This is a genomic window from Tunturiibacter empetritectus (assembly GCF_014201375.1).
GTDB lineage: Bacteria > Acidobacteriota > Terriglobia > Terriglobales > Acidobacteriaceae > Edaphobacter > Edaphobacter lichenicola_D.
This window is the reverse complement of record NZ_JACHDZ010000007.1, coordinates 91,825-104,658: the sequence shown is the minus strand read 5'-3', so window position 1 is coordinate 104,658 and position 12,834 is coordinate 91,825. Positions and strand designations below refer to the sequence as shown.

Sequence of the window (12,834 nt, the reverse complement as noted above, 5' to 3'; positions counted from 1 at the left end):
CCTTCAGATCTCTTCCCCCAGCGAGAACTACAAAGATGACACGCGACCAAAAATACAAGGCGTTTCAAGCGCTTCATCAGCGCCCGGGAGCCTTCGTTATTCCCAACCCATGGAACGCCGGTACCGCAAAGATCCTCGCCGCACTCGGGTTCGAAGCCCTCGCCACCACCAGCGCCGGCTATGCCTTCTCCGTCGGATATCAGGACTCCGCTCCAGAGCTCACTCGTGAGCACATCCTCGAAAATGCACGCGAGATCGCAGAGGCCACCACCCTCCCCGTCTCAGCAGATCTCCAGAATGGATTCGGCCACTCCCCTGATAGCTGTGCGGAGACCATTCGATTTGCCGCTGCCACCGGACTGGTCGGCGCATCGATCGAAGATGCTACCGGCGATCCGTCCAATCCCATCTACGAACTGCAGGCGGCCAAGGATCGGATTGTGGCAGCATCCGAAGCGGCCCATCGCCATCAACTCCTCCTCACCGCACGAGCCGAAAACTTTCTTCACGGCAAACCCGATCTTGACGACACCATCCGCCGTCTCCAGGCCTTCGACGAAGCGGGAGCCGACGTTCTCTACGCACCCGGACTCCCCACCCTTGAAGCCATTCGAACGGTCTGTGCCTCTGTCTCCAAACCGGTCAACGTCCTGATGGGTCTCAAAGGAGCAACCTTCTCCGTAGAAGAACTAGCCGCCGTCGGTGTCAAGAGAATCAGCGTAGGTGGAGCATTCGCCCGAGCCGCATTCGGCGCATTCCTAAAAGCGGCCCGCGAAGTGAAAGACCAGGGCACCTTCAGCTTCGCAGCGGACGCCATCCCAAGCGCAGAGATGGCCCATTACATGACCGAACCCAAGCACTAACGTACTCACGTCTACACTCACTCAAAACCATCGCAAAAGCTTCGCGACACAGGAAGTGAAGTGATGCGGATAAGTTTTAAGCAGGCACACCCTTCGCCCGCTCCGCCTTCATCGCCCGCATATACCACTCAAACTCATCAAAAAACTTTCCGCTCTTCTCCGCCAACTCCTGCGTCAGCGCAACGCCCTCCTTGCTCAGCGAGCTCCCAATCGACGGAATCGGCTGCAGCGAAGGAATCGTCGTCATCCCCACCTCAGGCAGCAACGCCCGTAACTGCATCGCCGCTCTCACTCCACCATATAGGCCGCCCGAATAGCACACGATCGCCGATGGCCTGAAGATATACTCCTCCAGAAAATAGTCGATCAAATTCGTCATCGCCGGCGGAATGGAGTGGTTGTACTCCGCGCTCACGATGCAAAATCCATCCGCACGCGCATACAGCTTCGCCAACGGAGCCAGCTTCTCCTGCAACTTCTTATACTTCGCCGGAGGATTTTTCTTAACTTCCTTCCACATCTTGTCCAGCAAAGGCAGCTTCAACTCCGCCGCATCGACAAGTACCGCCTTGTGCCCCCGTTTTTCCAGCTCCGCAATCACCCACTTCGCAGCCCGATCGCCCATCCGATCACTCCGCACCGATCCCAGCAACACCGCAACCACCATGAACATTCACCTCGAACCCATGAGATGCGTCCACACGCAACGGAGAGCAGAACTACGGTCGAAATTACACGCTCCAGCAAACCCATGCCGCTGTTTTAGCCGCTGTTACAGTCGCTGCTGTTGCTGTTGTTCTAGTCGTTGCTATTGTCGTTGCCGTTCGCCCTGTCGCTGTTGCCGTTCCAGCTGTCATCCTGACACTGAGCTTGTCGAAGGGGAAGGATCCCGAAGGTCTCCATCCATCCAAAACCTTCCGACCCTTCCGCGCAAACATTCAAAATATCTTCCTGACATCCAACCGGCGCCGAAGACCCTTAGCGGCGCTTCTTCGGAGCAGTCTTCACTGCCTTCTTTGAAGGTGCATGCTTTGCCGGCTGATGCTTCACAGCAGCCTTCTTCGCAGGAACAGCCTTTGCCGCCGTCTTCTTCGCCGGCGCTGCTTTCTTTGCCGGAGCATGTTTCCTCACAGCAGCTTTAGCCGCAACCTTCGCGGGAACTTTCTTAATCACGGTCTTTACCGGAGCCTTCTTCGCAACAGCCTTTACAATTTTCTTCACCGGCGCCTTGCTCGAAGTCTTCACGAGGGCCTTCTTCACCGCAGCTTTAGCCACCACCTTCTTGGCCGCAACCTTCACCGGATCCTTGGCAACCGCCTTACCCTTCACCGGAGCAACGGCCTTAGAGACAGGTGCAGCCTTCTTCGCAACAAGCTTCACCGGGGCTGCAACCTTCACTGGCGCAGTAGTCTTCAGCGGCACAGCAGCCTTCACGGGCACAGCAGCCTTCGCCACGCCATTCTTAGCAGGAGCAGCAGCACTCGCCTGAACCCCGTTCGTCTCCGCCACCGCCACAGCCTCCGCATCGCCATTCGCATCCACTGCAGCAGCCTTCTTGCGGCTCTTGGCCGGCTTGGCATCCTTCTTCGCCACCCGCGGCCTGCGCAGATGCACCGGCGGCGGAGGAGCCGGCGGCGAGTAAGGCTCAAGATAAGCCTTCATCTCCTCAACCGTTCCCAGCTTGCCATCCATCAGCTCAAAGAAAAGTTTGTCCAGCAGCTCGCCATACCCCGACAGTTCAGGAACAATCCGCATCTCCTGCATCAACACATAAGGCAGCTTCTGCTTCGCATGAGCCCACTCGGTAAAGAATCCCTTGAACTTGTTCTGAATTCCAGCGTTCTTCGACGTATGCGCCACCCACAGGATCGACTCCGGCTTAGCCGAGTGCAACAGCTTCCAAGCCTGCGAAGGCGACGCCGCGCCCTTGCCCGAGAACTCCGCCGCAAACGCCTTCGCCTCGTCCTCCAGCGACTCAATCTCGTGCACGAACCCCTGCCGCGCAAAGCTCTTCTTCAGCGCCGCCACTTCCTTCGGAGCCATCTTCGCCGTCAGGTAGGGAAAGTTCGCCGCCGCCGTCTCAGGATGAATCCCCTGCATCTGCAACTGCGACTGCACATCCCGCAGCTTCTCCAGCTCCGTCACATTCGCCTTGGCCGACGACAGTGCCGGGAACAGATTCTTCATCCACCCCTCGGCCTCAAGCTTGCGCAGCACCCGCAGCGGATCCTCCTCGTGGAAGATCTCCTCGGTCTCATACCCGCGATGAAACTCCCCCATCGCCGAGATATACCCTTCCTGCTTCCCTGTCTCATACCGTGCCTGGGTCTTCTCATCCATCTGCCAGCTCAGCCGGGCCATCAGCCGCGCAGCACGAATCATCCTCACCGGATCTTCGATAAACCCATAGTTGCTCACCAGCCGCAGTTCGCGATTCTCAATGTCCGCCACCCCGTTCAACGGATCCATCAGCAGGCCATACGAACCGTCGTTCAGCGAGAGCGCCATCGCGTTTGCCGTAAAATCCCGCCGTCGCAGGTCGTCCAGAATCGTTGCAGCCTTCACCACCGGCTTACCCGGCTTCGGATAAGTCACCGTCAACGTGCTGCCAATCTCCATCCGCACGCCACCGGGAAACCGCACAAACAACGCCTGGCCGGCTTCGTTCTCACCAGTGATTACGGCATGAGCTTTCTCTAAATCTTTCTTCAACTTGAGGGCATTTCCCTGAACCACTACATCCAGATCCCGCACCGGCGATCCGCTGGTCATGTCCCGCACCGCGCCCCCCACCAGAAACACGGTAAGTCCTTTGGCGCGAGCCACTTCACGCACTGCCAGCAGCGAGTCACGCTGCGCTTGAGAGAGACGATTTTCGAGCAGGTAGATGTAGTCAGCCATAACTGGTACTTTTACTCCAAGCCGGTTCAAACCGGACCGCTGCAACCCATCGAAGCCCCCTCTACTGCCAGGCTAAGCTCCGACGAATCAAGCGTTTATAATGGTGAGCACAGGTAAACGCAAAAGGCCAATGTAACACAGCATTAGCGAATTGACTACTCCAACTGCACCTTTTTCGTTGCTCTAACCCCTGGTATGCGACAATCCGCGAGTCCTTATGTCCTCAGCGCACAAGAAGGTAATCGTCCGCCGCTTCACCGGAGACACCCTCCCCGGCTACCTGCCGCTCGCCGGCTTCACGCGCAACCGCATCGTAGACCTCCTCGACCTCGAAGGCCGTGTCATCTCCCTTGCCATCAATGACATAAAACACATCTGCTACGTCCGCGAATACAACCTCCACGACACCGCCAACCCCGAACGCCTCACCCGCCGAACCTTCCTCGCCAAGCCCCGCACCGAAGGCCTCTGGCTCCGCCTCACCTTCCGCTCCGGCGACCTCCTCGAAGGCCTCGCCCCCATCGACGCGACCCTCGCCGACGACCTCATCAACGACACCGGCCTCCAGCTCACCCCACCCGACGTCCGCTCCAACACCCAGCGCATCTTCGTCCCCCGCACCTCCCTCACCGAGCTCCAACTTCTCGCCGTCATCACCACCCCCTCGCGCCGCAAGCCCCTCCCAGCCTCATCGGTCCCCAGCCTCCAGGAGGACCTCTTCACCAACCTCATCCCACCCAACACCCGCCCCAACTAAACCCAAGCTGTCCCGCCGGACGGGCCTCCTACGCGGAGCGCGGTCACTTCGTGACGGGTATACCGCTTTGCCCAGCGCTCCCGATGGTCCCGAATGACGCTCATTCCGACATCGAGAGGACCACGCGAAGCTCTAAAAAGGCGTGCGAACGCCCGCCGCCCGCGCAGGGCGCCCGTCCGGCAGGACAGCACGCTCTCCCCAGCCCGTTCCATTACAATCCACACCATGCAACCCCGCACCAGCTCCATCACCCTGGCCGAACTGGCCGACTACCTCGGCGCCAGCCTGCACGGCGATCCCGCCGCCAAAATCACACAGGTAGCCGGCATCGAAAGCGCCACCACCGGCGCCCTCGCCTTCGTCGCCAACCCGAAGTACGCCTCCCTCGCCCACACCACCCAGGCCACCGCCGTCCTCGTCGAACCCGACTTCCCCCAGATCCCCGCCGCAACCCTCCGTCTCAAAAACCCCTACCTAGCCTTCGCCCGAGCCATCGAGCTCTTCTATCAGCCGCCCACCTACGCCCCCGGCATCCACCCCACCGCAGCCATCGCCCCCACCGCGCAGATCGGCACCAACGCCCACATCGGCGCCTATGCCGTCATCGGCGATCACGTCACCATCGGCGACAACGCCATCATCCTCCCCCACGTGGTCATCTACTCCCATGCCGGCATAGGCGACAACCTCTTCGCCCACGCCCACGCCATCGTCCGCGAACACTGCCAGCTAGGCGACAACGTCACCCTCCAGAACGGAGCCATTGTAGGAGCCGACGGCTTCGGCTTCGCCCGCCAATCCGACGGCAGCTGGTACAAGATCCTCCAATCCGGCCCCGCCATCCTCGAAGACAACGTCGAAATCCAGGCCAACGCCTGCATCGACCGCGCCTCCATCGGCGAAACCCGCGTACACGCCGGAGCCAAGATCGACAACCTCGTCCAGGTCGGCCACGGCTCCACCGTCGGCGAGAACACGCTCCTCTGCGCCCAGGTCGGCCTTGCCGGCTCCACGATCATCGGCAAAAACGTCATCCTCGCCGGACAGGTCGGCGTCGCCGGCCACTGCACCATAGGCGACGGAGCCATCGCCACCGCCCAGAGCGGAATCCCCAACGACGTTGCCCCGGGAAAGGTCGTCAGTGGCTATCCCGCCATCGACAACCGCCAATGGCTTCGCTCCGTCGCCCTCTTCAACCGCCTGCCCGAACTACTACGCGACATAAAGTCAAAACTAAAATAACCATCCACCATGTGACCCTCGTCGTATATAAATCAGAGACGTACTTGGGGGTAGGACATGACGGAACCTCCCGAAAGTCTCCGCAACGGCTCGAACGAGATGCAAAGCACCACGACCCAACCCGTTCGCGTCCTTCTGCTCGATGACGAACCCACCAATCTCCATCTCCGCTCCGCCATCCTGCGCCAGCACGGTTACGAGTGCGTCCCCGCCTCCACCATCGAAGAGGCCACCGACCTCTTCAACAACATCGACATCGCCGTCCTTGACTATCATCTCGGAGCCGGCCAGTTCGGCACTGAAGTCGCCGCCCTCCTCCGCCGCCGGCGGCCCCACGTCCCCATCATCATTCTCTCGGCCACCATCGACCGCTACTTCGGCGGCGTCGAAGACATGCATCTCCTCAAGGGCCACAGCTCCGTCGAAGACCTTCTCGACGCCCTCAGCTCTCTCGAAGCCAAGCGTCGCGGTGCACCCGTAGTCGTCGACGCCCGCGACTTCTTCTACTCCCGCATCGCCATGGCCATCGGCACCGATGTTCTCGTCCAGATCTTCGACGAAAAAGGCGTCTGGCAATACTGCAACGACAGCGTAGCCGAGTACCTAGGTCAGCCCCGCGAATGGTTCATCGGCCGCAGCGTCTTCCAGGAGATGCGTCCCTTCATGCGCGACTGGAGCGACGTCCTCCAGACCGTCTGCCTCACCCGCGAGACCTACATCGACCGCACCCATCGCGGCCTGCTCGCCCAGCCCCGCCCGCAGGAACCCCAACTCACCTGGAGCGTCCTCGCCTTCCCCATCACCCTGCACGACAACCGCTCCGGAGCCGTCCTCACCGCCCGCATCCTAGACAAGCCCCCCACCCGAACCTCCGAACTCCTCCCCTTCCTCTAAACGTCAATTAGGACCTTAGCCGGCTGCTTAGGCCTCTCGGCACATTGACGGCTAAGGCTCGAGCAAATTCGTGTGGGTGTTGGCCTGGTTGGGGGGCGCGACTCCAGAGTCTTTTGACTTCAAAGACTTTACAGATGCGTCATTTCGACCGGAGACGTGCTGTCTCATCGCACGGCGGAGCGGAGAGACCCCGTATTTGTCTCTGCTTGTCTTCCTGGAATTAGATCAAGTCGTAGACATGCAATTCAGGAGGGATTTTCAAACTACACCTTCATGAAAGTTGCTCGAATCAACCGGCTCTGGCGCATCAACTCGAAAACGGGTCAACGACACCCTGATACCCTTGAACCTTATGCGTTCTCTGCTCGTGCTCGCCCTTCTCACCAGCCTCACCGCCACCGGCTGCCACTCCCCCTACGTTGAGACCACGGTCAGCAATCGAACCGGCCAACCCATCGAGCTCCTCGAAGTCGACTACCCCAGCGCCAGCTTCGGCACACAAAACCTCGCCACCGGCGCCGACTTTCACTATCGCTTCAAGGTCCTCGGCTCCGGTCCCACCAAGCTTCTATACACCGACAGCGCCCATCAGGAACACAAGTCCGACGGCCCCTTCCTCAAAGAAGGTGCAGAAGGTCCCCTAGCCATCGCCATTACGACCACCGGAGTCACCTGGCAACCCGCGCCCACCGTCACCAGCGCCAGGTAGACCCATCATCCATTCGAGCCCGGCAGGCTCACTTCACTCCGTGTGTCTCACTCCCGGCCCTCAGCTGTCTGCCATGAAACTCGCGACCGTGAGATCGAATCATCAGCGTAATCACCAAACCTAATGCCAGAAGCACAAAGACCATTGCAAAAATCACGACCATCATCATACGTTAGGGCCCTCTGCTGCACTCGCTTTCCGCAGCGCGCAACATAATAATCCTTCTCGGGATCGACTGGCCAATACTTTCTCCCGAACTCTCCCCATCACCATCTGGGATAAGCTGAAGACAATGCCGCGCGGATATTTCATTACCTTCGAAGGCCTCGACGGCTCCGGAAAGACCACTCAACTACGCCGCCTGGCCATCTCCCTAGAGTCCAAAGGCCGCACCGTCGTCACCCTCCGCCAGCCCGGCGGAACCGTCCTCGGCGACCGCATTCGCAGCATCCTGCTCGACTCCCGCTCCGAAGCCTCCCTCGGGCCCATCGCGCCCGCCGCCGAGATGGCCCTCATGTTCGCCGACCGTGCCCAGTCAATCGCCGAGGTCATCCTTCCCGCCCTCGCCGCGGGCTCCATCATCCTCTGCGACCGCTACACCGACTCCTCCGAGGCCTACCAGGGCGGAGGCCGCCAGCTAGGCAGCCAGCGCATCCTCGCCATGCACGCCGCCGCCTGCGACAACCTCCAGCCCGACCTCACCCTCCTTCTCCTTCCCTCGCTCGAGTCCTCCCTTCGCCGCGCCCGCCGCCGCAACCAGCGCCACGTCGAAAAGCAAGGCACCGACGAAAACCGATTCGAGCGCGAGTCCGACGACTTCTACCGCCGCATCTACGAGAAGTACGAAGAGATAGCCGCCCGAGAACCTCACCGCGTCGCAACCATCCGCGAAGACGCCTCCATCGACCACATCGAAGAGATCATCCGCAGGATCGTCCTTTCTCGACTCGACCACGCCGAAGCCTGATCCCGCTTCTTTCCACCTCGTCAATGCTGCTCCCCCCAGCCCGCAGAACTGTGTTCTCCTCGTCTAAGAGAACATCTAAGACAGATAAGAAGCCGCAATGACCACCCCTCCCCCCACCCTCGAAGCCCCACCCGAACCGGCCGCCTCGGTCAAGCTTTCCGACAACGGTGGCAAAGGCCTCATGCCGCCCGGTCTGAAGCACTCCCTCCCCTTCTACGCCTTCAAGCCCTGGGTCAAACTTGGCAGCCCCATCCTCCTCTTCGAGTACCTCCTCAAGACCTACGGCAACATCGCCTGCTATCGCTTCCTGGGCACGCCCATCGTCTTCATCAACGATCCCGAATACATCCGCGAGATCCTCGTCACCCAGGCCGCAAGCTTCGTCAAGGAGCGCACCGTTCGACGCATGAAGGTACTCCTCGGCGAAGGCCTCATCACCTCCGACGATCCCATCCACATGCGTCAGCGCAAGATCGCCGCCCCTGCCTTCCATCGCCAGCGCATCGCCGCCTATGGCGACCAGATCGTAGCCTGCGCCGCCCACCAGAGCGAAACCTGGCAGAGAGAATCCCCCTCCGGCCAGCCCATCGACATCGCCGCCGCCAGCATGAAGCTCTCCCTCGAAATCGTCGCCCGCACCCTCTTCGACACAGCCGTCACCGACGACATCCGCAGCATCAACGACGAGGTCAACACCATCATGGGCCTCTACAACTTCATCGTCGCTTTCCCCAAAATCGAATCCTTCCTCCACCTCCCTATCCCCGGCATCATGAAGTTCCGCCGCTCCAAGGCCCGCCTCGACGCAGTAGTCGACCGCCTCATTCGCGAGCATCGCGAAGCCGCCGTCCACGCCCAACCCGGCGAAGCAGAAAAGACAGGCGGCGATCTCCTCTCCATGCTCCTCGCCAGCAAATACGAGTCCGACGATCCCACCACCCAGCAAACCGGCATGTCCGACGAGCAGGTCCGCGACGAAGTCCTCACCATCTTCCTCGCCGGCTACGAGACCGTAGCGAACGGCCTCGCCTGGACCTGGTACCTCCTCAGCCAGAACCCACACATCGAAGCCAGACTCCACGCCGAACTGGACGCCGTCCTAGGCACCGGCCCCACCCAACGCCTCCCCACACTCGCCGACTACCCAGCCCTCCGCTACACCGAACAAGTCTTCGCCGAATCGATGCGCCTCTACCCGCCCGCCTGGGCCATGGGCCGCATGTCCACCAAACCCATCACACTCGGTCCCTACACCATCCCACCAGGCGCGCACTTCTTCTTCAGCCAGTACATCATGGGTCGCGACCCCCAATACTTCCCCGACCCGCTCCGCTTCGACCCCGACCGCTTCTCCCCCGAGAACAAAGCCGCCCGCGCCAAGTTCACCTACTTCCCCTTCGGCGGAGGCAGTCGCCAGTGCATCGGCGAGAGCTTCGCCTGGATGGAGGGCGTCTTCAGCATCGCCACCCTGGCCCAGCGCTGGCGCATGACCTACCTCGGCGAAACCCCACCTGAAGTGCAAGCCAAGATAACCCTACGCCCCCGCGACCCACTAATGATGCAGCTAATCCCCCGCTAAAAAAGCCACGCCAAATCCCGACCAACGGGAGGACCCCAGTTTTTACCCACCAAGACCGGTATACCCGTCACGAAGTGACCGCCGCCCGCGCAGGGAGCCCGTCCGGCAGGACAAGCAATCAATCCACGGCAACAATCACGCTCGAAGCCTTGAACGCAGCACAAACCGTCTCGCCTATATGTAACTCCAACCGGTGCAAACTCCCATCAGTGATCACACCTGTCAGCAACTCACCACCCGGCAGCTTGATCGAAACCTCATCGTTCACGCTGCCCTCATGAATACTCTCCACCACACCGCAAAGAATATTCCGTGTGCTGATCCTGCTTTTATCCAACTCCTTCCCTATGATGATCCAGCTCGCCTTCACCAGCGCATAAGCCTTCATCCCATCCTTCAAACCCATGGCATCCACGCTGCCATTCGTTATGATCGCGGCAACCTCATCCCCACCCCCAGTCCTCAACAGCACCTCGGAGTTCACCGCACCCTTCGTAATCTTGCTGATCGTTCCCGCCAACATATTCCGCGCACTCGTCTTCATGTACATTCTCCTCATCCCTATCGTACTCAACCGCAAAAAGCCACCAGGCGGCAACCTTCCCAAACACCAAGAGTTCCAACTAACACATGCAAACCGCAAGCCAAGCACGAAGCCTCCTCCTCGCACTAACCCTCACAGCCCCACTCGCCTTCGCCCAAACCGCTCCCTCCCGAGCCGAGCAGACCATCCTTCAACTCACCAATCAAACCCGAGCCGCCCACAACCTCCCGCCCCTCCACTGGGACAGCGACCTCGCCCACGCCGCCCGAGTTCACGCCCAGCGAGTTCTGCATGAACAAGGCGAGTTACTCCATCAGTACCCAGGCGAACCCGACATGACCACCCGCGGCGCCCAGGCCGGAGCCCACTTCACCACCATCGCCGAAAACATCGGCCGCGCCCCCGACCCCGCTACCCTCCAACAAACCTGGATGAACAGCCCCACCCACCGGGCCAACATTCTCGACCCCAATCTGGACGTGGTAGGCATCGCCATCATTGCAGACCAGGGCCTCCTCACCGCCGTCGAAGACTTCTCCCACAGCGCAATCGTCCAGTCGTACGACGGCCTCGAAAAGCGCGTAGCCCAGACCCTTCAATCCCACGGCATCGCGCCCGCTCCCTCCAACGCAGACGCCCACCAGACCTGCACCATGCCCACCGGCGCCGCAGGCTCGCCAAAGCTAGTCGTCCAGTGGGACGGCCCCGACCCCACCCTCCTGCCCGACGCTCTCCTCCACGCCATCTCCACCGGCCAGTACACCTCTGCCGAAGTAGGAGTCTGCGCCAGCAAACAACCCAACCCGCAGTTCACCACCTACAACGTAGCCGTCCTCCTCTACTAAGCAACGGCGAAAGATATCTAATCGCGACCAACGGGAGCGCCAACCGAAGGGGTATACCAGTCACGAAGTGACCGCCGCCCCGGGGTCCCCACAAACAGGTCTTCGTTTGTGGGGTGGTCAAGCGCAGGGCGCACTTAGTTTTAGAAGATAATCCGCATCCGAGCATTCAGCAGCACACTCGTATAAGCCTTCGCCGCGTACATAGGATGAATTGACACCTGCACGTCCGGCCCGATCTCCATGCTCTTGGTCATACGAATCCGATAAAACGTCTCGAAGATACTCTCGTGCCGTTTCCCCGAACGCGTCGGTTGAATGTAGTTGAACGCCGCTCCGAACATATCGCCCCGCCGGCCAAACGGGCTAACGTTTGTCAGCCCCAGCGTGTCGGTCTGTCTGATCGCCGTTCCCGTCTCCGTCGCGAATCCATACCGACCGAACGGTGCCCAGCCATTTGCAAACTCATGATCGAAACCAAACGCTACACCATGTCCGCTTCCCGTATTCTTCGTATCGTCACGCCACCCCCCAACGCGCAGCTTCAAATACTTGCTCCCAGGCGCACCATCAAACCAGCCGAACTCGATCCCCTCAAGAAATTTATTGTCCCCCATCGTTCCGATCCCTGTGTACTGTGAACCGATGGTGTCAATCGCCAAGGCGTGCATATAGAAGTGGTGCGAAATCTGAAAATCAACCGCTCCGCCACCCGCATACGTTCCGTCCGAAGCAATTGCAAGGTTGCCGTCGTTCTCTCCATTTAAAAACTGAGTTCTCTCATCGTTGTTCAAAAAGCTCAGGCTGACGAACTGATTCGGATGCAGCTTGCCTGCATAAAACGACAGTCTCTTATGCATGAAATCCTGCCGCCAATAAAGAACGTTCACGGAAATTGGCCGTTGCGCTCCGCCCCCTTGAAGGCAATTCAAAAAAATCCCCGACCCCATCTGGTCGCTAAGGTTCCACTGCTGACTCATTCCAATGTTCGTTCCCGAACGCACCAGCAGCGCAATCGAGCCAGCCGTGCTCCCCCTCTCATACACCGCCCAGTTTCCCGTAAAGTCCAGCCGCCCGCTTATCTGGTCATGACGCTGCGCCGTATCCGGGATCACCGTCGCATACTGATTGAGGAACGTATACGTCGCTCCAAATCGAAGCCGCGCACTCATCTCCAGCCAGCCCCCACCCATGTCCGCTGCCTTGGTAACGAACCTGAAAGGATCGGTCTTAAACAGCGGATCTGCCGGCACCAGCCCCAGCGCCGCCGAAGCCGAGTCCAACTCTTGCGGGTACCGCTGCAGCGGCTCATTGATCGCCGGCTCAGACTGTGGCTGGTACTGAGTCGTCTCATCGGTAGCACCCGGCCTCACGGTTTGACTGCTCTGCTGCCCCATAAGAGCAGGCGAAGCTCCTATCAGGACCACCGTAACGGTCGTTCGTACGCACTTCGTGACGTCCATGAAGCTCCTTAGCAACGCATCTCTGTTCAGAACTAAACAACTGATGCGGCGTCATCATCCTTCGTGTCATGAA

The 12,834-nt window shown here is 60.1% G+C and carries 12 protein-coding genes; 8 read left to right on the top strand and 4 right to left on the bottom strand.

What is annotated here, in order from left to right:
• The first annotated feature begins 35 nt into the window (after positions 1-35).
• Positions 36-863, top strand: a complete 828-nt coding sequence (locus HDF10_RS18225; protein WP_183815960.1) for an isocitrate lyase/PEP mutase family protein — start codon at positions 36-38, stop codon at positions 861-863.
• A 76-nt stretch (positions 864-939) separates the two neighbouring features.
• On the opposite strand, the gene HDF10_RS18220 is transcribed toward HDF10_RS18225, so the two are convergent.
• Both HDF10_RS18220 and HDF10_RS18215 read right to left on the bottom strand, forming a co-directional pair.
• The gene (locus HDF10_RS18220; RefSeq protein ID WP_183815958.1) at positions 940-1,536 is read right to left on the bottom strand and encodes an NADPH-dependent FMN reductase; all 597 of its coding nucleotides are present in this window, start codon (positions 1,534-1,536) and stop codon (positions 940-942) included.
• Between the two features lie 305 nt (positions 1,537-1,841).
• Positions 1,842-3,764, bottom strand: a complete 1,923-nt coding sequence (locus HDF10_RS18215) for a CCA tRNA nucleotidyltransferase (protein WP_183815956.1) — start codon at positions 3,762-3,764, stop codon at positions 1,842-1,844.
• A 217-nt stretch (positions 3,765-3,981) separates the two neighbouring features.
• Between HDF10_RS18215 and HDF10_RS18210 the strand changes: the two genes are divergently transcribed.
• The 6 genes from HDF10_RS18210 (at position 3,982) to HDF10_RS18185 (ending at position 9,912) form a co-directional block, all read left to right on the top strand.
• Positions 3,982-4,521 (top strand): DUF6982 domain-containing protein, encoded by a 540-nt coding sequence (locus HDF10_RS18210; RefSeq protein WP_183815954.1) that lies wholly within the window; start codon positions 3,982-3,984, stop codon positions 4,519-4,521.
• A 246-nt stretch (positions 4,522-4,767) separates the two neighbouring features.
• On the top strand, positions 4,768-5,763 hold the full coding sequence (gene lpxD / locus HDF10_RS18205) for a UDP-3-O-(3-hydroxymyristoyl)glucosamine N-acyltransferase (RefSeq protein WP_183816218.1): 996 nt from the start codon (positions 4,768-4,770) through the stop codon (positions 5,761-5,763).
• A 57-nt stretch (positions 5,764-5,820) separates the two neighbouring features.
• Positions 5,821-6,657 (top strand): response regulator, encoded by an 837-nt coding sequence (locus HDF10_RS18200; RefSeq protein ID WP_183815952.1) that lies wholly within the window; start codon positions 5,821-5,823, stop codon positions 6,655-6,657.
• Positions 6,658-7,009: 352 nt separating this feature from the next.
• Positions 7,010-7,366: a hypothetical protein gene (locus tag HDF10_RS18195; protein WP_183815950.1), complete on the top strand. Its 357-nt coding sequence runs from the start codon at positions 7,010-7,012 to the stop codon at positions 7,364-7,366.
• 292 nt (positions 7,367-7,658) lie between these two features.
• The gene (gene tmk, locus HDF10_RS18190; protein ID WP_183815948.1) at positions 7,659-8,333 is read left to right on the top strand and encodes a dTMP kinase; all 675 of its coding nucleotides are present in this window, start codon (positions 7,659-7,661) and stop codon (positions 8,331-8,333) included.
• 181 nt (positions 8,334-8,514) lie between these two features.
• A complete protein-coding gene (locus HDF10_RS18185; RefSeq protein WP_183816216.1) occupies positions 8,515-9,912 on the top strand; it encodes a cytochrome P450 in 1,398 nt (465 codons plus the stop codon).
• Between the two features lie 118 nt (positions 9,913-10,030).
• On the opposite strand, the gene HDF10_RS18180 is transcribed toward HDF10_RS18185, so the two are convergent.
• Positions 10,031-10,456 carry a TOBE domain-containing protein gene (locus HDF10_RS18180; RefSeq protein WP_183815946.1) on the bottom strand — a complete coding sequence of 142 codons (426 nt, stop codon included), beginning with the start codon at positions 10,454-10,456 and terminating at the stop codon, positions 10,031-10,033.
• An 86-nt stretch (positions 10,457-10,542) separates the two neighbouring features.
• Between HDF10_RS18180 and HDF10_RS18175 the strand changes: the two genes are divergently transcribed.
• Entirely contained in the window at positions 10,543-11,301 is a 759-nt protein-coding gene (locus HDF10_RS18175) for a CAP domain-containing protein (RefSeq protein ID WP_183815944.1), read from the top strand.
• A 140-nt stretch (positions 11,302-11,441) separates the two neighbouring features.
• Here the strand turns inward: HDF10_RS18175 and HDF10_RS18170 are convergent, their stop codons facing one another.
• Positions 11,442-12,761 carry a carbohydrate porin gene (locus HDF10_RS18170; RefSeq protein ID WP_260177988.1) on the bottom strand — a complete coding sequence of 440 codons (1,320 nt, stop codon included), beginning with the start codon at positions 12,759-12,761 and terminating at the stop codon, positions 11,442-11,444.
• Between the last annotated feature and the right edge of the window lie 73 nt (positions 12,762-12,834).

Bases quoted from the DNA above. Each gene is read 5' to 3' on its own strand.
- HDF10_RS18225 (WP_183815960.1), top strand. From the start codon at position 36: ATGACACGCGACCAAAAATACAAGGCGTTTCAAGCGCTTCATCAGCGC.
- HDF10_RS18175 (WP_183815944.1), top strand. From the start codon at position 10,543: ATGCAAACCGCAAGCCAAGCACGAAGCCTCCTCCTCGCACTAACCCTC.
- HDF10_RS18180 (WP_183815946.1), bottom strand. From the start codon at position 10,456: ATGAAGACGAGTGCGCGGAATATGTTGGCGGGAACGATCAGCAAGATT.
- tmk (WP_183815948.1), top strand. From the start codon at position 7,659: ATGCCGCGCGGATATTTCATTACCTTCGAAGGCCTCGACGGCTCCGGA.
- HDF10_RS18200 (WP_183815952.1), top strand. From the start codon at position 5,821: ATGACGGAACCTCCCGAAAGTCTCCGCAACGGCTCGAACGAGATGCAA.
- HDF10_RS18210 (WP_183815954.1), top strand. From the start codon at position 3,982: ATGTCCTCAGCGCACAAGAAGGTAATCGTCCGCCGCTTCACCGGAGAC.
- HDF10_RS18195 (WP_183815950.1), top strand. From the start codon at position 7,010: ATGCGTTCTCTGCTCGTGCTCGCCCTTCTCACCAGCCTCACCGCCACC.
- HDF10_RS18215 (WP_183815956.1), bottom strand. From the start codon at position 3,764: ATGGCTGACTACATCTACCTGCTCGAAAATCGTCTCTCTCAAGCGCAG.
- HDF10_RS18185 (WP_183816216.1), top strand. From the start codon at position 8,515: ATGCCGCCCGGTCTGAAGCACTCCCTCCCCTTCTACGCCTTCAAGCCC.
- HDF10_RS18170 (WP_260177988.1), bottom strand. From the start codon at position 12,761: ATGGACGTCACGAAGTGCGTACGAACGACCGTTACGGTGGTCCTGATA.
- HDF10_RS18220 (WP_183815958.1), bottom strand. From the start codon at position 1,536: ATGTTCATGGTGGTTGCGGTGTTGCTGGGATCGGTGCGGAGTGATCGG.